The following is a 20,744-nucleotide window of genomic DNA, read 5'->3' as shown; positions in this document are numbered from 1 at the left end:
GCGTTGTCACATCGGAATGGGTGCGGACGCCGTCTGTCCATCATTTGAATTACGTAGACTTGATGACGGGATGATAGCGACTAGACCGTGGTTGTTAAAGATTGATAGGTACCAGCGTATAGCCCAAGAGTTTATCTTTCCTGTCTTTAAATTTCTTTGACTTGCTTCCAGAAGTTTTCGCTGTTGTCTATGCTAAATCTTTTGATTTTTTCGCTGGTGAAGCCTGCGGTAAGTTGGTCGATGTTTGGATTGAAGAGCTTCCAAGCTCTTTCCCATGTTGCCCAACCCCAGCTTGTTGCCACGCGGAAGAAGAAAGACTCAGGCAGTTTGTCGGCATCTTTGACAGGATACATGTATCCGCTTATTTCCATGACTTTGTCGTCACTTTCGTAGATGTCGAGCGCATCGTTGAAATAGCGGAGTCCTACCTTGGAAATTATAAGGTCGTCTTCCAGCACTATAGCTTTTCCGTAGCGGGAGATAATGTCTGTGACGCCGCTGATGACATTTTGTGCTAGGCCGATATTACGGTCGCGTTCTATGATGGTGATATGTTTGAAGTTCCATGGTTCACGGATGATGGCTCTTACTCGGTTTACAGCATCTATGGCTGCGGCATTTTTTGCCCCATCCGAAAAAATGAAGACCTCAGAGTCTTTGGCCAATTCGGCATTTTCCAGGGCCTGAAGCATACGACGCGTATGCTGTGGCCTGTTATAGGTGAAAATGATAATTGGAGCCAAGTTTTGCATATTTAATTATTGATTTTCTTGTTTTCTTTTCTTGTCTTAATGACCTGTTGTGTCTTTACCGACAGTTGTCCTGCAATTCTAATATATCTATAGGCGGCTTTCGCTTTCCCTTTAGACAGCTGTTGCCCCGCTTTCTTTAGGCAGGCTAACACTGCCTTCGCAAAAGCGGTGGTGCCACGATAATTAATATTACAAAATTCCGTCAAATGATAAACAAATTCCCCTTTAAAATTTATTCCTGCGGGAGCTTCGCGGTTCTGTCTGTCATGATAAGCCAGAGCATCATTGACCACAAGTATGTCAATGTTGTGGAAGCGTAACCTGTTGGCAAAGTCTTTATCCTCTCCATAGTGATAAAATATAGGAGAGAATAGCCCAACTTTACGTAAGGTGGCGGTAGCTATAAACCAAAAAGCCGCATTGACAAAATTCACCTTGGTGGTTTTTTCTTTAAGAGGATAATGCTGCTTGATATATTCCTGAAAACCTTTGTCCAACGCTTTCTCCGTACCGTCGTAATGTACAGGAGACAGGAGAGCATAATCTGCCGCAGGACATGTTATCAGATGTTTTATACAGTCTTTATCTAACCAAGCATCTTGGTTTACCAGAAAAACATAGTCATATCCATGCCGTAAGGCATATTCCATTCCCATATTGTTGGCTTTGCCGAAGCCTAGGTTTGTTGGCGATTCCAAAAGAATTACCGAAGGATATTTTTCTTTCAGCAGTGGGACGGTCCTATCCTTAGAAGCATTGTCGATGACAATGATGTCAGTAGGATAAGAGGAGCTTAACAAGCTTTGTAGACATTTGTCAAGCCATGGCTCGAAATTATATGATACGATGATGGATAGGACTTTTTTCATTTCTTCGTAATCAACGATCCTTTTGCAAAGTTGATTATTTCTGTCAAGATATCGGGCTTAAAAATTTTATTTAACAAAAGATAAAATACACCGGAAGCAAGGATGCATGTTGAGAAGCGTACAAACAATAAGGAAATGCTTTGTGAAAGGAATGCTGCGGCGGCACAGGCTATCCCTGCGAGGAATACATAAGTAAAAACATCACTGATAAGCTGCATGAGACCGAAAGCGATGAATCGTTTGACGATGACGTACCAGATGAATATCCACAATAGGTTAAGTGCGGAAATCAGCATGATAGACAATTCCAACCCAAAGTCTTTGCATAGGATTAAGATTAAGAACTGTAAGATGCCGAATCCTACGATGTTAAACATGTAGATGGACGATTGTCCTTTGGTAAGTATGAGGTTTGAGAAAACGTTATTGATGGTAGCGAAAGCTCCCCCAATGCAAAGAATACGTACATAGCGTGCACTTTCAATCCATTTGTCCGTAAGTGTGATACGTATAAAGTCGTCGGCCACTGCTGCTAAGCCAAAAAGCATAATGAAGGCTACGAAGGAGGTAAAATTCAACAGCTTACGGAACACACGGACTTGACGGTTTTCATCATCATGGATTTGATTGAGTACCGGCTGAATCACATTGTTAATCATGTTGGTAATCAGCGACTGTCCCATGTTGTTCCATTTCGAGGCTTGAGAGATAAAGCCTATTTGTTGCTTGGAGAAAAATTTACCTAATACCGAAGCGTAAATATTGTTGTTTATATGAATGAAAATGTTTGTAATAAGGATTTTGCTGCTAAACTTATAAATGTCTTTGATGGGAGAGAAATCAATATGAAGTGTAGGCCTGAATTTCGAGAAATAAAAAAACATGGAACTCGAGACGAAAGTATACACCACAGTCTGGATGGCTAAGCTCCAGTAGGCAAATCCGTAATAGGCAAAGATTAATCCTGCTATGTTAGAAACGATAAGTGCCGACAGCATGACGATACTTCTTTCGGCGACCATAAGGTGACGATAGAGATATGCATTATGTGCTATGCTAAAACTGCCTAGCCAGAAGCTTATGAACAAGAATCTAGACAGGGCGGTAAGCTCCTCTTTTTCGTAAAAGTCTGCTATAAAAGGGGCCAAAAAGAAGAGTGCGATGTACAGCAGTGTACTTATGGACAGGCTACACCAAAAGACGGCATTATAATCTTTGTGCGAAACTTCCCTCTTGTTGACTAATCCCATGACAAAGCCACTCTCTTGGAAGGCTGTGGCAATCAACGCAAAGATGGTCAGTAGACTTATAGTGCCATAATCACTGGGAGAAAGAAGGTTGCGAGCTACATAAAGCCCAAAGAGAAAGCCTATGATCTGCTGGATAGCATTAGAAAGGCCACCGAAAAATAAACCTTTCGCCGTTTTTTTCTTTAACGAGCTGTCCTTTTCTTCCTCCCTGTTGTCCATCTATAACACTTTGATATGTTTGGCGAAATCTTTAAGATGTTTGTCGTTAGGCTCTAAGTCGGTCACCAGATAAGAGACTTCCTTAAGAGGTGCTACACGCATCTTTTGGTTCGAATTGAGCTTCTCGGCTATACTTAAGATAGCCAAGTTTTTAGAACATTTAATCATCGCTCTTTTTATCTGAACGACTTCCCAATCCGAATCCGTAATACCTTCTTCTATAGAGAGACTGTTAGTTCCTAGCAGACACAGGTCTACATGTAAGTCTGAAAGTTCATTGATGACTTGTGATCCCGTAACGATGTTGGTATTTCGGGATAGTTTACCTCCCAATAAGAATACTTCGATGTTATCTTTTTCTGCCAGTTCCATGGCAACAAGAGGCTGATGGTGAAGAACGTACATTGTAAATCGTTAGGAATAAGTCGTGCCAGTTCGATCATGGTAGTTCCTCCTCCTATCAATACCGTCATGCCCGAGTTGATCAGCGTCAATGCTTTGGAAGCGATTTTCTTCTTGTTTTCTTTGGCATACACATTGCCGTCTTGGAAAGGGAACTGGAAAGATTTGGATAATGCTCCCCCATATACCTTGATTACTTGGCCGTTTTCCGCTAGTTCGTTCAAATCCCTACGAATGGTGTCCTCCGAGACGTTTAGTTGGACACTTAAATCGGAGGATAAAACTTTATTGTGCAGGTTGATTTGATGAATTATATAGGCCTGTCTTTCTTCTTTAAGCATAGTCTGATATAATTGGTTAAGATTATTCTTCTTTTGGTTTATTTTTGGTTATCCCTGTCTTTAAAACGTGGTTTAAAGCCAAGAGGATTATTTGTTTCCTTATTTTCTTCTTGTTGTGTATCAGCTGCGGAGGCAGCATCGGCTTTCTCGTCTTCGGAAATGGTTTTTGTTACCCCGGCTTTGAATCTAGGCTTGAAGCCGGAAGGTTTGCTCGTTGCTGGAGCACCTTCAGTGCTAGAGCTTTCTGTGGATGGTGCTTTTTCTTCAGCAGCACTTTCTTTCTTTTCCACCTGAGTAGAAGAAGTTGCAGCAGTTTTGAAACGAGGTTTAAAGCCTGTAGGTTTACTTACTTCGGTAGGCTTAACTTCTGAAGAAGTTTCTTCTGCTGGTGTATTCGTAGCTATTTTAGTTACTCCGGCCTTGAAACGAGGTTTGAATCCCGTAGGTTTGTTTGCTTCCGTACTTTCATTAGTGTTATCTACAGAAGGGGATGAATCCTCTTTATTTTCTGTAGCGGGAGCAGCCTTTGTTACACCGGCTTTAAAGCGAGGCTTAAATCCAGCTGGTTTGTTTGTTTCAGCAGGAGATGTTGTGTTATCGGCTTCTTTTTTCTGTACATCATCTGCTGCCGAGCTTTTTGCTGCTGCTGCGAAGCGAGGTTTAAAGCCTGTAGGAGCCGCCTTTGCGGTTTCCGCACTTGGCGTGCTGCTAGGTTCTTTTTTTTTCTGGGTTTAATGGAGTTGAAGTCCTTACCGGGCGTGCCTGTGTTTCATGGAGAGGGTGTAGATGTCTTAACCTGTTGAACCAGAATTTCTTACTATGGTCAAAACTTTTCTCTCCCATCAGCCTATAATGCTCTTGGAATTCTAAGAATAGCGCCTCATCCGCTTTTCTTAAAGCAGAGAGATCTATTTTCTTCTTGATAAAGAATTCTTCAAATGAGAGCATATCCAAAGTTAATGATTTTGCACTATTAATAAAAAAAGAGGGGGAAACCCTCTTTTTTATGTTGTGGTCATGTTGTTTTTACTCCATATTATGATATACGGCTTGCACATCGTCGTCTTCTTCCAAGCGGTCAATAAGCTTCATCACATCGGCGGCTTGTTCTTCCGACACTTGTGTGTGTGACAATGGAATACGTTCCAATTTAGAAGACTTAAGTTCTATTCCTTTTTCTTCTAGAAGGCGTTGCATATTACCAAAGTCTTCGAAAGATGTTTGTACGACGATGACGTCGTTACCTTCTTCGTCGGCCTCCACATAAAGCTCTTCCAATCCGCCATCAATCAATTCCAATTCCAATTCTTCAAGGTCTAAGTCGTCTGATGCTTGGAAGCGGAAGATGGATTTTCTACTGAAAATGAAATCCAAGGAACCGGTTTTTCCTAAAGATCCTCCGGCTTTCGTAAAATATGATCGGATGTTACCTACAGTACGGTTAGTGTTGTCTGTTGCCGTTTCTACCAAGATAGGAACGCCATGCGGACCGTAACCTTCATAAACGTGTTCTTCATAGCCTTTAGCGTCTTTTTCTGAAGCTCTTTTGATGGCTGCTTCGATACGGTCTTTAGGCATGTTTACGGCCTTAGCGTTTTGGATTGCTGTGCGCAAACGAGCGTTATTTTCTGGGAGAGGCCCACCTTCTTTAACTGCAATTGCAATTTCTTTTCCTAAACGTGTGAATTGGACCGCCATTTTGGCCCAGCGTTTAAATTTTCTTTCTTTTCTAAATTCAAAAGCTCTACCCATTTTATTTTAATTGTTTTTAAGATTTTTCAGCATTTCTTTTGTCAAATCTTCAAGGTTGTACGCCAGCTTCCAGTTCCAATCCTTTTGTGCATACTCGTCGTTAATACTCTTAGGCCATGAATCAGCGATGGCTTGACGTGGATCCCCCTCAGCATAAGACATTTCAAAATTAGGAAGAATTTTTTTAATTTCTTGTGCAATCTCTGCAGGAGTGAACGAAATCCCTGCGAGATTGTAGCTGGAGTGGATAGTTAAGTTTTGTGCCGGAGCATCCATGAGCTCCAACGTGGCGCGGATGGCATCATCCATATACATCATCGGTAGAGCTGTGTCGGCCGAAAGGAAGCACTCGTATTTTCCTTTGGCAATAGCGTCGAAGAAGATGTGTACGGCATAATCTGTGGTACCTCCTCCTGGTGCTGTTTTCCAAGAGATGATTCCCGGATAGCGGATGCTGCGGATATCCAATCCATATTTGGCATGATAATATTCTACCAAACGCTCCCCTGCAAGCTTGCTGATTCCATAGATGCTGTTAGGGTCCATGATGCAGTATTGTGGGGTGTCTATCTTCGGTGAATGTGGTCCAAACACAGCGATAGAGCTTGGCCAGAATATTTTTTTGATACCCAATTCTACAGCTAGGTCCAGCACATTGAGTAATCCGTTCATGTTTAGGTCCCACGCTTTCTGAGGGTACTGTTCGCCGGTAGCCGAGAGCATGGCTGCCAGCAGATATATTTGGGTAGGCTTATATTTGATGAAAAGATCTTTAAGACGGTTTTTATCCAAAACATTAGCAACCTCGAAAATGTCGCCTTCTTCGATGGATTGCGGTTCCCTAATATCGGAAGCAATCACATTCTTTTGACCAAATTTTTTGCGTAAAGCAACCGTAAGCTCACTTCCTATTTGGCCGTTAGACCCTAAAATAATTATTGTTTCTTTCATATGAGTTAGCAAAGTTATTCGATTTTCAATGTCTTGTCAATGAATTGATTAACACAAACGGTTGCTTAAATTGTTGTGCTTTTCCATCTGTATTAAAAATCTGCACGGAGCAGATGTAATGTCCTTGTTTACAGTGATTTCCGTATTTGTCTTTTCCATCCCACTGTAGCTGTCCGTGTGTGCCGGCATGATGTAGGTGGGCCAGTCTTTTTACCAAAATACCTTTGTCGTTGTATATTTCTGCTGTGATGAGGTAGTTCGGTTCTACAAGTTCGTAGAGGAGCTGCAGTTCGTCTTCGAATCCGTCACCATCGGGCGACATAGTCTTTGAAGCTAAGTATATTCTGTTTTGTGGGATATTTAGTGTCGCTGTGGAGTTTTGATAGCCTGGGGTTGCTCCTCCAGCCAACGTAGAGGCCGAGTAAAATTTTATGTCTTGGAAGGAGCGGCGTTCTAATGATATTCCTTTAACATTCTGCATCAGCTCACCATGCATATTGGCATTGTAATATATTGAGTCTATAAGCTGATTTTTATTGTCAAATAGGGTGACGATACCCTGTTGGTTAGGATAAGGCGGTAAGGCTGCCACTTCAAGTATGTTGTCGGCAAAGGCATTAGGATACTGTTGGAGGAGTACCCTTTTGTTTGTCGTTAAGGCTAAGTACTGTTGTGGTTGAAGGAGATAGAAATCATGGGTTACAACTCTGTTGCCGAGTGTGAAACCTTGAATGTTGATAGGAAGGTTGCTGTTGTTATAGATTTCTACGAAGTCCACACCTCCTTCCTTAGGATTGAATAGAATTTCACTGATAAGTATGTCTTTGGTGCTGACTGTTGGCTGATAGAAAAGAGAAAATAGCTGTTCTTCAAGGGGTATGTTGCAAAGTGTGAGACTTGGCAGCTCTCAGGCTATACAGTGTTCTTTCTTCCAGCATTTTTGAAAATATCAATACCACCTTGTTGTCTGTCACTTCGAAGGAGCGTGCCGTATCGAAATCTTGAATTTCGAATATAGGAGTGGTGACGTCCGTCCAATATGAGGCGTCGATATTAAATTCTAAAGTAAGCCTATTGTTATCCATTTCATAGTTTATGAGTTGGAGGTCGGGCTTGTGCCTTTTATTGAAGATGGTGTTGGCTTTGCCTGGAGTGCCGCCGGTCAGGGATAATGTTGCAGACCAGTTCAGGTGGATGTCGCACAACCAATCGGGATTGATACGTTCTAAGCTCCATCCGCCATTGCGTTTGGAGGGACTGTTGTACCAGCTGTCGCGATAGCTTACCTGATCGATAACAGTGTTTTGCTGGAGCAGGCGTACGGTGGCGCCCGTGTTGGCCAAGGCGTACCAGCGTGACGGCGCTATGGCATTTCCATAGCGAGAGAAATCATCTATGGCATCTGCCGAACAGAGGATAACATACTGTTGCGGTGCAAGGAAGTATGTTGGCAAGGAGGTCTGATTATTGTTGATTTGTAGGGTTATGGAGGCTAAATTTACTGTGCTGCCCGAATTGTTATAAAGCTCGATGTATTCGAATGAGGGAAGGGCGGCCACATTGTTAGGGTTTACCATAAGCTCATTGATGATAAGGTTGCCGCTAGCTTGAGCCCTACTTTGACGCCAGCCCATCAAAGCCAAAATGGTAAGGATGATGATACGGCAATAAGTTACCCTTAGCGAAAATCTCATGATCCGAATACAACAACAAATTGTTTGTTTCGATGGAATGGGCAATTTACAGAATAATTTTCTCTAAGAAGGGTTTTTACATTGCATAAGTTCTGCCAAATGGCTTAAAAAATTACAATTTTTATAACCAAAATAACAAAATGATGTGTCTTTTCTAATATTTAATCCAAAATTCATGCAAAAAATTAAAAATTTATATCGTTAGAGTGGTTTTAATTTCTTATGTTTGAGACCATTTATGTAAACAGTATTAATTAAATTCTTAAAGTACAATTGTAAAAAAATGAAAGTAGCAGTAGTTGGCGCAACAGGTTTAGTTGGGTCAGAAATGTTGAAGGTATTAGCGGAACGTAACTTCCCGGTAACAGAATTAATTCCAGTAGCATCAGAAAAAAGTAAGGGTAAGGAAATTGAATTCAAGGGTAAGAAGTATAAGGTAATTACTCCAACAGAAGCTATTGCTCTGAAACCTAATGTTGCATTATTTTCTGCGGGAGGAGCCACCTCTACTGAATATGCGCCGTTGTTTGCAGAGGCCGGCATTACCGTGATCGACAACTCCTCGGCATGGCGTATGGATCCTACGAAGAAGTTGGTGGTTCCTGAGGTAAATGGTGATGTGCTTACGGCGGAAGATAAAATTATTGCCAATCCAAACTGTTCGACCATTCAGATGGTGGTGGTGTTGAAACCATTACACGACAAGTATAAAATCAAACGTGTAGTTGTATCTACTTACCAATCGGTAACAGGTACAGGCGTGAAAGCTGTACGTCAGCTGGAGGATGAGCGTGCCGGTATAGAAGGCGAAAAGGCTTATCCTTATCAGATTGACCTGAACGTAATCCCTCATATCGACGTGTTCCAAGAAAACGGATACACAAAAGAGGAAATGAAGATGATCAAAGAAACCAATAAAATCATGGGGGATGACACTATCCGTGTGACGGCCACTACCGTACGTATTCCTGTGGTAGGAGGTCACTCGGAATCCGTGAATATAGAGTTTGAAAATGATTTTGATGTTGAGGAGCTTAGAGAGCTATTGCGTCAGCAAGACGGTGTTGTGGTGGTAGATAATCCTTCCAACTTGGAGTATCCAATGCCTAAGGATGCACATGGTAAGAATGAGGTATTCGTAGGTCGTATCCGTCGTGACGAGTCGCAAGATAAGACTGTAAACTTGTGGATCGTGGCGGACAATTTGCGTAAGGGTGCTGCAACAAATGCCGTTCAAATAGCGGAATTATTATACAAAAAAGGATTGATCTAGTAGTCCTTGGTTGCCAGAATCTCAAATTTTAAAAAAGCTGTAACTGCTGTTACAGCTTTTTTATTAACGTAGAAGTTCTTGAAGGTCCTCTTGGGTAAGCGATTTCACAAAAGTTTCTTCGGTAGTAATCAAAGAGGTAGCAATAGACATCTTTCTGTTTTGCAGTGCCACTATTTTTTCCTCCACGGTGTCTTTGCTGATAAACTTATAGATGAAGACGTTTCGTTTCTGCCCTATACGGTGGGAGCGGTCTATGGCCTGTTGCTCTACGGCAGGGTTCCACCATGGGTCTAAGATGAATACATAATCCGCTTCGGTGAGGTTAAGACCTACGCCTCCGGCTTTTATGGATATCAAGAAAATGCGTGTGTCGGCATCTTCTTTGAACTCTCTTACCGCTTCGGCTCGGTTTTTTGTAGCCCCATCAAGGTAAGCGTATTTGATGTTTTTTGTATCAAAATATTCTTTAAACAGCTCTAGATGTTTGACAAATTGGGAGAAGATAAGCACCTTGTTTCCTTCGTCGGAGATGGAGCTCAGCATCTGTAATACGGTTTCAAACTTGCCTGATTCGTCTTTGAAGTTTTCGTCCAACATGCGAGGATGGTTGGCTAGTTGTCTAAGCTTTGTCAATCCTTGAAGCAGCGCAATCTGACTACCTTTACCGTTGACGGCACCTTCCAGTAGGGCATTGCGGTATTCGGATTTTATGGTTTCATATCGCTCGGCCTGTTTCTCCGTCATCTCACAGTAGATGATCTGCTCGGTTTTCGGAGGCAATTCCGTAGCTACCTGTGCTTTGGTTCTCCGAAGCACAAAAGGCTTAATGATTGCCTGCAGACGCTTTGCGGTTTGTTCGTCTTTTTTCTTTTCTATAGGTATGACAAATTCTTTCTGAAAGAAGGAATAGCTTCCTAACAAACCCGGATTGGTGAAATGCATCTGCGACCAGATGTCGGAAACCGAATTTTCTATGGGGGTTCCACTTAATGCCAGTTTATGGCGGCTTTTCAACGATTTTATGGATTTGAAAGATTTGGATGTAGGGTTTTTTATGTTCTGACTTTCATCCAAAATAATATAATTAAAGAAAAATTTGCTGAAGAGTTCTTCGTCGCTGCGCACAATGCCGTAGGTGGTGATCACCAAGTCGAAGTGTGTAAAGGCGTAAGCATCTTTAAAGCGGTTCGGTCCGGTATGGACGAGTAGGCGAAGTTTAGGAGCAAATTTTTCTGCTTCTTTGATCCAGTTGTAGACTAAGGAAGTAGGAAGCACAAGGAGGGATGTCTTGGCGTAGTCTGTATTTTTCAGGTCTTCCTTCTGTTTTTGGAGTAGAGCTAAAGTTTGCACGGTTTTTCCCAAACCCATATCGTCGGCAAGTACTCCTCCGAATTTGTATTCTTGCAAGAAATGAAACCAGTTGTATCCGGCTTCCTGATAAGGACGCAGACTGCCGTTAAACTCTTTTGGAGGTTCCACTCTGCTTATGGATTCGAAGTTGTTTAAGTTTTGCAGTTTACGACTCATTGTAAGCGCCGTATGTTCGGAAATTTCGTGTAGCAGTCCTATATGCGCCTTGTTGAGATGCAGTTCTTTCTTGGAGATGGCAAACTGAAAAAGGTGTTCATATTGGGCGAACCACTCTTCCGGGATGATGGCTATTTCACCGTTAGGGAGGGTAAACTCCTGTATTCTGTTGAGGATGTGTTCGCGCAACTGAAACGAAAGGAATCTTGTATGGCCCGAAGTTGGCGAAAGCTCTCACATCGAACCAGTCGTTGTCTTCCACCACTTCAATATCCAAGGTGGTTTTTCCTATGAAGAAGTGTTTATCTCCCGTCTCGTGTTTGATTTCAAAGCCATGGGCGAGGAGAAGGTCCTTTTTGTTGCTCAGCCATTCGAAGATGTTGTTATATTCTTTTCCGTCAGGGATGTAGCTGCCGAACAGGACATCCTGTTTCTTGAGACCTAAGCTTTCGAGAAACTGTTGTTGTTTTTCTTCCCAAGTAAGAGACCTTTTGATCCGGGTGAAGGTGTATAGGTCTTGTTTTTCGTTGTAATGAAGTTTCACCGAAATTTTATGGTCCGAATTCGGAGGAAACTGATAGGGGCCGTATATGAATGAAAGCTGTAGGTGCGATTCGCCATTTTCTACATAGTTTAATGTCAACACGGGTACGGCTTCCTCTTTTATGGTCTTGATGTCGAAACCTTCGGCATACACTGAGTATTTTTCAATCAGTGAAGTTACAAAGGTTTCGTAATATTTTTTTTCTGTGGCACGTGAAACGCTGATGTATCTTTTGTTAAGGAAAGGGGTCAGCTTTTTGCCCTCCAATGGTTGATCGAAATGATACAGCACATTGTCTAGCAGCAGCCAAGCTTGTGTGTTGATGATGACTTCCGCATTGCGATACATGAATTCCATGCGGTGGCCGTTGTATTTTAATGTAGGAAAATAGCGGGTTTCCGTTTCGTTTCTTCTGAAATGAAAAAGGATGGAGGTAGACTGTTCCGCGATTTTGAGCTTTTTGTCGGCCGGATAGCCATCTTTCTTGCTCATAAGATAGAGTGGCTTGTCGCCTATAAGTTCCAAAACTTTAAGCAGTTTTTGTTCCAGCTTAGGGCGTATAAAATCGTATATTTTGGAGTCGAAAATCTTTCCGAAATAGTCGATAGGGCGTACAGCTTTTTTATGGTATTTTTTGATGACGTTGCTTTGTTCAAGGTCGTCAAGAAGCTTTATGATTTTGTAATCCGTCTCATCCAATACGTTGGCAAATTCTTCTACCGTGTTGCTGAAAACGCGCTTATACGACAAAGACAGGCTTCCGTTGGGGTTGAGCTGCACAATATGGGGCTCCATGAGGTAACCCAGATAAGGGTGTTCTCCAATCGAATAGATGAGTTTATAAGGAAGCTTAGTGTCTATTTGTTGCATGAATTTCTTCTATGGTTCATCAAAAAGACATCTAATATAAGGGGAATAGTTTATTTGCGGAAATTATCCGGGATATTCTTAAAGATTAGCTTCATCAATCTCTCCAGCGAAGACGAACTTTGCGGGTCCTTTGAGGAATACGTCTGTAAAAGCCTTATCCTTTTTGTGGAAAGATATATAAAGCTGTCCTCCCAGCACACGGATAGGGATGTTGATGTCGCCTTCCATATTGTGGTGAAGGGCTACCGTCATAGCTGCGGCGGTGGCTCCCGTACCGCAAGCGAATGTTTCGTCTTCCACACCTCGTTCGTAGGTACGAAGGAAGTAGCCGTTATTTTCTTTTTCTATGAAGTTTACGTTTATGCCTTTGTCACCATAGGCTCCACTATAGCGAATTTTTTTGCCTTCTTGGAATACGTCATAATCCGCCAGCCCTTTGATAAACTGCACATAATGAGGAGAGCCGGTGTTAAGAATATATGCCTCTCCGTCTTTGCGGAAATCGTGCACTTCAATCATTCCTAAGGTCACTTGATTGCCGTCAATAGAGGCTTGATGGGGACCGTCTACTGCCAAAAAGTCAGTTGTGGAGCTTATAATTCCCAAGTCGCGGGCAAAGGCGACAATACATCTTCCTCCATTACCACACATGGTTCCTTCCGCACCATCGGCATTGTAATATACCATCTCAAAATCATAATTTTCCGCCTGCTGCAGGAGCATCAACCCATCCGCACCGATACCAAAGCGCCTGTCACAAAGTTTTTTTACTAATTGTTCGTTTTTTCTGTCAAAAGAAGCATTTCTATTATCGATTAAGATAAAATCATTGCCGGCCCCTTGGTATTTGTAGAATGGAATTTTTTTGTGCATATACTTGAAAATTAAGCTCAAAATTAATATTCTTGTTACAATCGAGCAGATATCTGTTAAATGTTGTTAAAACCTAGCCTAAGCCTGTTTTTCTTAACAAAATTTAACTGACATTATTTTGTCTCGACTTGGATATGGTATTACATTTGAATAAGAAATGTAAACATATATACAAAAATAAGATTAATACAGCATAAGTAATATGAAGAATTTAGGGAAGAATCTTGGAGTTAATTTATTAACAGCAGTTTTGGGAGGCGCTGTAGCTGTAGGGGGATATAAATTGTTTGAAAACAAACAATTACAAAATATGACGTTTGAGGATCAACAGAAAGTTTATTATGCCAATAATCCTGGAGAACTGTTGTCCTCAACCGGTAATCCTGATTTTACGCAGGCTGCAGCAGCGGTTTCACCAGCTGTAGTGCATATCAAGGTGACCATGAGTGGTAGAGGCTCCAGACAGGAGGGGTATGGTTCTCCTTTTGATCTGTTCGATGAGTTTTTCGGTTTGCCGCAACGTCGTCAGTCTCAACCTCGTGTAGCGCAGGCTTCTGGCTCGGGAGTTATTCTTACTCCTGACGGATATATTGTCACCAACAACCATGTTGTTGAAAATGCCGATAAGATTGAGGTGCAGCTAACTGATAAACGTACGTTTGAAGCCAAGATCATAGGGCGTGATCCGAGTACGGATTTGGCACTTATCAAAGTCAGTGCTTCCAACCTACCTATTGTGAAGATGGGGGACTCGGACAATGTGCAGATCGGCGAGTGGGTATTGGCTGTGGGATATCCTTTGAGTCTTCAATCTACAGTGACAGCAGGTATTGTAAGTGCTAAAGGACGTCAGATCGGTATTCTTGGAGATGCTCAGCAACGCCGCTATTCCAATCCAGATGAGCAGATGGTCAATACAGCTATTGAGTCCTTTATTCAGACCGATGCTGTGATTAACAGAGGTAATAGTGGTGGTGCATTGGTAAATGCTCGAGGAGAGTTGATAGGGATTAACTCGGCTATCGCTTCTCCTACAGGGGTTTATGCCGGATATGGATTCGCTATTCCAATCAACCTGGCGAAGAAAGTGTTGGATGATTTCAAGAAGTACGGTAGTGTAAAACGCGGCTACATTGGTATTACGTTTACAGAAATTAATGAGGCTCTTCGTAAAGAGACAGGTATCGACGATATTAATGGTCTATATGTTCAGAGCGTGGTGAAGGGAGGTGCTGCGGAAGCTGCAGGTATCAAGAAAGGCGATGTCATTACGAAGATTGATGGTAAGAAAATTTATTCTTCGTCAGACTTGCAAGAACGTGTAGCGAGATTACGTCCGGGTGATAAAGTGACCATTACATACAAACGTGATGGCAAAGAGAAAGATGTTACTTTGACATTAAAATCGCAAGACGATGTCAAATCCTTAGGAGGTGATGAAGGACCAAGTGCAAGTGCAACCGAAATATTCAATAAATTGGGTGCAAGCTTCATTCCTGCGTCAGATGCACGTAAGAAAGAGCTAGGGGTGAACTCCGGAGTAGTTGTGACTGAAATTCATAGAGGAGGAATCTTCGAATATTTCGGTATCGAGAAAGGTTTGGTAATCACCGAGATAAACGGCAAACCAGTGAACAATGTGGACGATATTGAAGCTGCGTTAGCCAATACCAAACGTAATATCGTTCGTATCAAAGGAGTTCCTCAACGTGGAAGTACGGTAGAACTGAATATTCCTTTGAAATATTAATATCGAATTGATTGGCAACAAATAAATAAAACGGCTTTCTTTAGAAGGCCGTTTTTTGTTATTACGTAATTAAATAAGCATTTTTGTCGTATGAAGATATTGATGGTATGTCTTGGTAATATCTGTCGTTCGCCTTTGGCGCATGGCATCTTAGCACATTATGCAGCACAACACAATCTAAACTGGCAGGTAGAGTCCGCTGGAACAGGCTCTTGGCATGTGGGGGAAGCTCCCGACAGACGTAGTATCGCAGTAGCTCGTAAATATGGCGTAGACATCTCGCAGCAGCGGGCACGACATTTCAGACCGGATTTCTTTGACCGCTACGATCGCATATTTGTAATGGATAGACAGAATTACAAGGATGTGGTACGTCTTGCCCAACATCCGGATCATATTCAGAAAGTGTCTCTTTTCCTGGAGGATGATATCGTACCCGATCCTTATTATGATGACACTTTATTTGAGCCGGTATATAAGATGATTGAAAGAAGATGTAAGGAGCTGATTCAGGAGCTGACTTCTGTCAAGGTGTAGTCAGTATTCGCTCCATAGCGTCGGAAAGCAAATAAATTTACCTATTTTGTGTCGGGAAAAACAATATATGAAAGCAGAAGAAGTAAATCAAAAATGGAATGAGCTTAGGGAAGTCATCGCAACAAATTTTGAGATGGAGCTTCCCGACATTAAGGTCATGTTATTTTTGATAGGTGTTCAAGAACTAGGAAAAGGTCCCCGACAGTTTTCCAAACGTGAAAAAGAAGAGTTGATGCATATAGCCACCTGCAGACTGTTCTCTTCTTTAGGATTTTATGAGCTGAAAGGTTTGGATGAGGAGGGCTGGCCACATTGGCAGCTCGTGAAGCCTATTCCCAACTATACGCTGTTGGAGCAAGAGATGCTCATCAAATCTTTGATTATAGACTATTTCCAGGAATTGAACTATATTTAGTAAAAGACATTTTATGAAAAGGATTTTAGCAACCCTAATATTCGGTGTGCTTTTCTTGTGTTCGTATGCACAGAAGCCTCAACATTATTATGTGGAGATAAAAACCAATAAGGGCGTTATTACGGCAAAGTTGTATAACGAAACACCAAAACATAGAGACAATTTCAAGAAGCTTGTAAGCGAATATTATTACGACGGCATCTTGTTTCATCGTGTGATTAACAATTTTGTAATACAGGGCGGCGATCCGGAGTCGAAGAAGCCTACGACAACAAGTCTGACGGTATTAGGTAGCGGTGGGCCGGACTACCGCATTCCTGCAGAAATTCAGGAAGGTTTGATCCACAAGAAGGGAGCCTTGGGAGCTGCGCGGGACAATAACCCTGCTAAAGCGTCTTCGGGCTCTCAATTCTATATTGTGCAGGGGCGTAAGTTTACGGAAGCAGGGCTAGATTCGTTGGAAACGTTTCGTATGGGCGGGAAGAAGTTTTCCTCTCAACAACGGGAAGCCTATACTAAGGTTGGTGGTACGCCCCACTTAGACGGAAACTACACGGTATTTGGCGAGGTCATCCTGGGGCTGGATGTGGTAGATAGTATTGCTGTCGTAAGGACGGACAAAAATGATAGACCTATCACCAATGAGCCTATGTTTATCAGGTTGCTCACACGCCGTGAAGCTATTAATTTAGAACGTCAGATGGCAGGTTTACCTCCCAAGAACGACTTCTTTACGCGATTGTTTGATTCTTTTAAATCCAAAGACTATAAGCTCCCATAGATGAAGATTATCACCTACAATGTAAATGGAATCAGGGCCGCACTGAAGAAGGATTGGTTAGGATGGTTGAAATCAGTAAATCCTGATGTTGTCTGTCTTCAGGAAATCAAAGCTACTCCTGATCAGGTGCCTGAAATACTGTATTTGGAGCAGTTGGGTTACGAGCACTATTGGTATCCGGCGCAGAAAAAAGGGTATAGTGGTACCGCCATTTTTACGAAAATCACGCCTAAGCACGTAGAGTACGGTTGTGGTCATGAAGATTATGACTTTGAGGGGAGGATTATTCGTGCAGATTTCGACGATGTGTCGGTAATGAGTACCTATTTTCCTTCTGGTACTACAGGTGATGTGCGTCAGGATTTTAAGTATCGTTTTTTGGATGACTTTCATCAGTATGCACATAAGGTGATGAGTGAGCATCCTAACTTGGTTATCAGCGGAGATTATAATATCTGTCATCGTCCTATTGACATCCATAATCCCAAGTCCAATGCTAACACTTCAGGGTTCCTTCCTGAGGAAAGGGAATGGATGGAAAACTTTATCAATTCAGGCTTTATAGATACGTTTAGAGCTTTAAATCCTGAACCTCATAACTACACATGGTGGAGTTACCGTGCTGGAGCTCGTGCTAAGAACTTAGGGTGGCGTATCGATTACAATATGGCTTCTACGAGTTTGGCTGACCGTATTAAGGATGCTAAAATATTGAAAGAGGCTGTTCATTCGGACCATTGTCCAGTGCTACTAGAGCTTGCTTAGATATAAAAAAGAGAAATCATCGATTTCTCTTTTTTTATATCGTATAAGTGGCGGAACATTTTTGGGTTTCTTCGACTTTGCAGCGTATCAGTCTGCATGCCGTATCTTTAAGTTGTTGCGGACCTATTACCTCCACCAAATATTTAGCAATATTTTCTGCTGTAGGATTATACGGAACGATAACAAGGCTTTCGTCGGCGATCTTTTGCAGGTCTTTAAGGAGTGGGTCTTCTTGCCAGATTAGAAATTTATGATCGTAATGTTCTTCCAGCCACATACACAATTTCTCCTTGATGACTGAGAAATCAATGACCCTTCCAACTGTGTCGAGACTTTCTGCTTGAATTTCAAAATGGATGCGGTAGTTGTGACCATGAAGAAATCTGCATTTGCCTTCATGTCCTACTACACGGTGACCACATGAAATATCGTGATATCGCTCTGCCGTAATCATAAGGCAAATATAGTGTTTATTTGTTATTTGGGATACGCTTTAATGGGAAGGATAAAGTTTTGCTTTTACAGGTTTCCCATTTTTATCAAGCCCATGAAAAAGGATGTAATCTGCCTTCACATTTAATCCGGAGGTGCCGTCTTTCAATTTGATGAAAAGGTGCTTGACATGCATATATTGGCCGTTAATGGTGCCTTCCACGTAAGGATGATGGTTTTTGTCCATACGTAGATAGAGTTTTTGGCCCGGATAGGAAACTAGTTCCACCTCGTAGTAGTTATGCCCTAGCTTTTCCGTCTTGACTCCGTAGGCATATTTGCGTTGGATGTTTGTTATGGGTTTAACTTCTCCATTGAGATCGAAAAGCTGTCTACATACTTTGATGGGTTCTTTTTCATTAAGATCCTTGGAAGCCGTATAATTTGCTTGGTAAATAAAGGTGTTTTTTCCTCTGCTGTGCTGAATATAAAACAGTACGTCCTTTACGGTGGGGGTCGGATATCCTTCTTGGGCTAATACCGATACGGCATTTACAATAAACAGGAGTACGATAATTGTCTTCTTCATAAACTTTCAAATGTAGAATTAATATAACAACATTTGAACCTGAGTACAAAAAAAATGCTGTTATTCTGTCTATGAAGAAGAAAATAACGTGCCGATTGCAATAAAATGGTAAAAATGGCAGATGTGAGGGGCGTGTTATCGTCTGTTGCCACCCATCAATTTCACGAAGATCCATATCAGGAGGGCTATGACGGCGACCACCATGATAATGCCGGTCCATACACCCGCTTTGAATATGCCGCCAATCACTTCGCAGCTGCTGAGTAGTAAGGTCGTCAGCGCTGCTATAGATAGTAAATGTGTTCTTCTCATAACCTTATTTTAGATATATAACAACAGAACAACCTTACTTGTTCGCGGTATTGCAAATTTTGGATAGTGGAGATCTGGTTGGACAATAAAAAACCGCCCTCAGAAGAAGGAGGGCGGTATCTGTTATTTAATAATACTACTTTCGTGTATACTAGGCTTCAGCTCTTAATATCTTAGCGGCTTTAACCATGTTTTCTAATGCTGCTTTAGTTTCTGGCCAAGCACGTGTTTTCAGACCACAGTCAGGGTTTACCCATAGCTGTTCTGCAGGAACAACCTCTTTTGCTTTGCGCAATAGGTCTACCATCTCTTCTACGCTAGGTACACGAGGAGAGTGGATGTCATAAACTCCAGGACCTATATCGTTAGGGTATTTGAATTCGCCGGCAAAAGCATCCAACAATTCCATTTGGGAGCGTGATGTTTCGATAGTGATGACGTCGGCATCCATCGCTGCGATATCACGGATAATGTCGTTGAATTCTGAGTAACACATATGGGTGTGTATCTGCGTGTCATCAGCCACATTGGATGAAGATACGCGGAAAGCACGAACAGCCCAGTTGAGGTATTCCTGTTGGTCAGCTTTACGTAAAGGTAAACCTTCACGGATGGCAGGCTCGTCAATTTGGATGATTTTGATACCTGCTTTTTCCAATCGCTTGAACTTCATCCAAGATCGCTAGTGCGATTTGGTAAGTTGTTGTGGAACGAGGTTGATCGTTACGTACAAAAGACCACTGTAAGATGGTTACGGGACCTGTCAACATACCTTTTACCGGACGGTCGGTCAACGATTGAGCGTATGAAGACCAGCGAACAGTCATGTCTGCAGGGCGGTAGACGTCACCATAGATAATTGGAGGTTTCACACAACGAGAACCGTAAGATTGAACCCATCCGTATTGTGTGAAGGCGTAGCCTGCCAACTGCTCACCGAAGTATTCCACCATGTCGTTACGCTCGAACTCTCCGTGTACCAACACATCGATGTCCAATTGTTCTTGAAGACGGATAACGTTTTCGGTTTCTTCAGCGATAGCCTTGTCGTACTCTTCTTGAGTGATTACCCCTTTTTTAAGGTCGGCGCGCCATTTACGTACATCTTTAGTCTGCGGGAACGAACCGATAGTGGTGGTAGGGAATTTCGGAAGGCCGAATTTCTCTTGTTGAAGAGCTTTACGTACGGCAAATGGTGAAGTACGTTTTGCGTCGTCGTCCGTAATATTGTTAACTCTGTTCTTAACTTCAGGTTTGTGAATCAACGGCGATGTGCGACGGCTTTCTGCAGCAGCTTTGTTTGCTTCGAAGTTTTCCTCAGTTTTAGCGTCTACTTCACCTTCAGCTAATACAGCTAAGTCTTTCACTTCTGCTAGCTTTTGTTTGGCGAAAGCTAACCAGTTTTTTACTTCAGCAGGTAGTGTTTCTTCTTTTTTCTCGCTATCCAAGTCGTATGGTACATGTAGCAGGGAAGAAGATGTACCTACCCATACTCTATCTTTACCTAAAGTATCGACAGCTTGTTTTATCTTGTTTAACGATTTTTCGTAGTTCGTTTTTCCAGATGTTACGTCCTTCCACGATACCCAATGACAGCGTTAAAGTAGAAGGAACTTTTGGCAACAAGGTATCCAATTGGTTTTCACCGCGTACCAAATCCACGTGTAATGCATGGACAGGAAGGTTTACGGCGATATCCTCATTGTCTCTTAGTGCTTCGAAGTAGGTGGTAGCAATCAATTTAGCTCCTTTGGCGGCGGTAGTTCAGCTTTTTGAAAACCTCAGGATATAAAGCTTTAACTTTTTCCGAAAGATCCAAATTGACGAACCTTATTTGGCTTTGGAT

The 20,744-nt window shown here is 42.1% G+C and carries 25 protein-coding genes and 1 pseudogene; 7 read left to right on the top strand and 19 right to left on the bottom strand.

What is annotated here, in order from left to right:
* Nucleotides 1-146: 146 nt before the first annotated feature.
* From SD31_RS06535 to SD31_RS06515, 5 genes and pseudogenes are all read right to left on the bottom strand, one after another.
* Nucleotides 147-752, bottom strand: a complete 606-nt coding sequence (locus SD31_RS06535; RefSeq protein ID WP_052258723.1) for a glycosyltransferase — start codon at nt 750-752, stop codon at nt 147-149.
* 2 nt (nt 753-754) lie between these two features.
* Entirely contained in the window at nt 755-1,621 is an 867-nt protein-coding gene (locus SD31_RS06530) for a glycosyltransferase family 2 protein (RefSeq protein ID WP_039053541.1), read from the bottom strand.
* Complete coding sequence (locus SD31_RS06525) at nt 1,618-3,090, bottom strand: lipopolysaccharide biosynthesis protein (RefSeq protein WP_039053540.1); 1,473 nt, start codon at nt 3,088-3,090, stop codon at nt 1,618-1,620. Before SD31_RS06525 ends, SD31_RS06530 begins: the two co-directional genes overlap by 4 nt.
* Nucleotides 3,091-3,833 (bottom strand): annotated as a pseudogene (locus SD31_RS06520) (DeoR/GlpR family DNA-binding transcription regulator).
* A 38-nt stretch (nt 3,834-3,871) separates the two neighbouring features.
* On the bottom strand, nt 3,872-4,123 hold the full coding sequence (locus SD31_RS06515; protein ID WP_039053539.1) for a hypothetical protein: 252 nt from the start codon (nt 4,121-4,123) through the stop codon (nt 3,872-3,874).
* 25 nt (nt 4,124-4,148) lie between these two features.
* On the opposite strand from SD31_RS06515, the gene SD31_RS06510 reads away from it, so the two are divergent.
* A complete protein-coding gene (locus SD31_RS06510; RefSeq protein WP_039053538.1) occupies nt 4,149-4,568 on the top strand; it encodes a hypothetical protein in 420 nt (139 codons plus the stop codon).
* Here the strand turns inward: SD31_RS06510 and SD31_RS06505 are convergent.
* The 5 genes from SD31_RS06505 to SD31_RS06485 form a co-directional block, all read right to left on the bottom strand.
* Nucleotides 4,542-4,781: a hypothetical protein gene (locus tag SD31_RS06505; RefSeq protein WP_039053537.1), complete on the bottom strand. Its 240-nt coding sequence runs from the start codon at nt 4,779-4,781 to the stop codon at nt 4,542-4,544. The two genes, SD31_RS06510 and SD31_RS06505, sit on opposite strands and share 27 nt — an antisense overlap.
* A 78-nt stretch (nt 4,782-4,859) precedes the next feature.
* On the bottom strand, nt 4,860-5,585 hold the full coding sequence (locus SD31_RS06500; RefSeq protein WP_039053536.1) for a YebC/PmpR family DNA-binding transcriptional regulator: 726 nt from the start codon (nt 5,583-5,585) through the stop codon (nt 4,860-4,862).
* Nucleotides 5,586-5,591: 6 nt separating this feature from the next.
* The gene (locus SD31_RS06495; protein WP_197053567.1) at nt 5,592-6,536 is read right to left on the bottom strand and encodes an NAD-dependent epimerase/dehydratase family protein; all 945 of its coding nucleotides are present in this window, start codon (nt 6,534-6,536) and stop codon (nt 5,592-5,594) included.
* A 25-nt stretch (nt 6,537-6,561) separates the two neighbouring features.
* Entirely contained in the window at nt 6,562-7,356 is a 795-nt protein-coding gene (locus SD31_RS06490) for a lamin tail domain-containing protein (protein ID WP_262506563.1), read from the bottom strand.
* A 49-nt stretch (nt 7,357-7,405) separates the two neighbouring features.
* Nucleotides 7,406-8,230, bottom strand: coding sequence for a lamin tail domain-containing protein (locus SD31_RS06485; protein WP_039053534.1), 825 nt, complete (start codon nt 8,228-8,230; stop codon nt 7,406-7,408).
* 283 nt (nt 8,231-8,513) lie between these two features.
* Between SD31_RS06485 and SD31_RS06480 the strand changes: the two genes are divergently transcribed.
* A complete protein-coding gene (locus tag SD31_RS06480; RefSeq protein WP_039053533.1) occupies nt 8,514-9,503 on the top strand; it encodes an aspartate-semialdehyde dehydrogenase in 990 nt (329 codons plus the stop codon).
* A gap of 63 nt (nt 9,504-9,566) precedes the next feature.
* Here the strand turns inward: SD31_RS06480 and SD31_RS20755 are convergent, their stop codons facing one another.
* From SD31_RS20755 to dapF, 3 genes are all read right to left on the bottom strand, one after another.
* Nucleotides 9,567-11,219 (bottom strand): DEAD/DEAH box helicase, encoded by a 1,653-nt coding sequence (locus SD31_RS20755; protein ID WP_316929797.1) that lies wholly within the window; start codon nt 11,217-11,219, stop codon nt 9,567-9,569.
* On the bottom strand, nt 11,173-12,444 hold the full coding sequence (locus SD31_RS20750) for a hypothetical protein (RefSeq protein ID WP_316929796.1): 1,272 nt from the start codon (nt 12,442-12,444) through the stop codon (nt 11,173-11,175). Before SD31_RS20750 ends, SD31_RS20755 begins: the two co-directional genes overlap by 47 nt.
* A gap of 78 nt (nt 12,445-12,522) precedes the next feature.
* On the bottom strand, nt 12,523-13,317 hold the full coding sequence (gene dapF / locus SD31_RS06470; protein WP_039053532.1) for a diaminopimelate epimerase: 795 nt from the start codon (nt 13,315-13,317) through the stop codon (nt 12,523-12,525).
* A gap of 202 nt (nt 13,318-13,519) precedes the next feature.
* On the opposite strand from dapF, the gene SD31_RS06465 reads away from it, so the two are divergent.
* The 5 genes from SD31_RS06465 (at nt 13,520) to SD31_RS06445 (ending at nt 17,565) form a co-directional block, all read left to right on the top strand.
* Nucleotides 13,520-15,067 (top strand): Do family serine endopeptidase, encoded by a 1,548-nt coding sequence (locus tag SD31_RS06465; RefSeq protein WP_039053531.1) that lies wholly within the window; start codon nt 13,520-13,522, stop codon nt 15,065-15,067.
* A 90-nt stretch (nt 15,068-15,157) separates the two neighbouring features.
* The gene (locus SD31_RS06460) at nt 15,158-15,604 is read left to right on the top strand and encodes a low molecular weight protein-tyrosine-phosphatase (RefSeq protein WP_039053530.1); all 447 of its coding nucleotides are present in this window, start codon (nt 15,158-15,160) and stop codon (nt 15,602-15,604) included.
* A 67-nt stretch (nt 15,605-15,671) separates the two neighbouring features.
* Nucleotides 15,672-16,019 carry a hypothetical protein gene (locus SD31_RS06455; RefSeq protein WP_039053529.1) on the top strand — a complete coding sequence of 116 codons (348 nt, stop codon included), beginning with the start codon at nt 15,672-15,674 and terminating at the stop codon, nt 16,017-16,019.
* A 13-nt stretch (nt 16,020-16,032) separates the two neighbouring features.
* Nucleotides 16,033-16,800: a peptidylprolyl isomerase gene (locus tag SD31_RS06450; protein WP_039053528.1), complete on the top strand. Its 768-nt coding sequence runs from the start codon at nt 16,033-16,035 to the stop codon at nt 16,798-16,800.
* A complete protein-coding gene (locus SD31_RS06445; RefSeq protein WP_039053527.1) occupies nt 16,801-17,565 on the top strand; it encodes an exodeoxyribonuclease III in 765 nt (254 codons plus the stop codon).
* 34 nt (nt 17,566-17,599) lie between these two features.
* Here the strand turns inward: SD31_RS06445 and SD31_RS06440 are convergent, their stop codons facing one another.
* The 6 genes from SD31_RS06440 to SD31_RS18670 all read right to left on the bottom strand — a co-directional run bounded on the left by SD31_RS06440 (nt 17,600) and on the right by SD31_RS18670 (nt 20,638).
* Entirely contained in the window at nt 17,600-18,019 is a 420-nt protein-coding gene (locus SD31_RS06440; RefSeq protein WP_039053526.1) for a 6-pyruvoyl trahydropterin synthase family protein, read from the bottom strand.
* A 39-nt stretch (nt 18,020-18,058) separates the two neighbouring features.
* Nucleotides 18,059-18,586, bottom strand: a complete 528-nt coding sequence (locus SD31_RS06435) for a DUF4833 domain-containing protein (RefSeq protein ID WP_039053525.1) — start codon at nt 18,584-18,586, stop codon at nt 18,059-18,061.
* 135 nt (nt 18,587-18,721) lie between these two features.
* Nucleotides 18,722-18,898 (bottom strand): hypothetical protein, encoded by a 177-nt coding sequence (locus SD31_RS17190; protein WP_197053566.1) that lies wholly within the window; start codon nt 18,896-18,898, stop codon nt 18,722-18,724.
* 151 nt (nt 18,899-19,049) lie between these two features.
* Nucleotides 19,050-19,556: a hypothetical protein gene (locus SD31_RS20040; RefSeq protein ID WP_262506562.1), complete on the bottom strand. Its 507-nt coding sequence runs from the start codon at nt 19,554-19,556 to the stop codon at nt 19,050-19,052.
* Nucleotides 19,522-20,346: a hypothetical protein gene (locus SD31_RS20035; RefSeq protein ID WP_262506561.1), complete on the bottom strand. Its 825-nt coding sequence runs from the start codon at nt 20,344-20,346 to the stop codon at nt 19,522-19,524. Before SD31_RS20035 ends, SD31_RS20040 begins: the two co-directional genes overlap by 35 nt.
* A 52-nt stretch (nt 20,347-20,398) precedes the next feature.
* The gene (locus tag SD31_RS18670) at nt 20,399-20,638 is read right to left on the bottom strand and encodes a hypothetical protein (protein ID WP_231561246.1); all 240 of its coding nucleotides are present in this window, start codon (nt 20,636-20,638) and stop codon (nt 20,399-20,401) included.
* Between the last annotated feature and the right edge of the window lie 106 nt (nt 20,639-20,744).

This window comes from Sphingobacterium sp. T2, assembly GCF_000814685.1.
Taxonomy (GTDB): domain Bacteria; phylum Bacteroidota; class Bacteroidia; order Sphingobacteriales; family Sphingobacteriaceae; genus Sphingobacterium; species Sphingobacterium thermophilum.
Note: the sequence above shows the minus strand (reverse complement) of the source record. Positions and strands in the feature narration are given on the sequence as shown.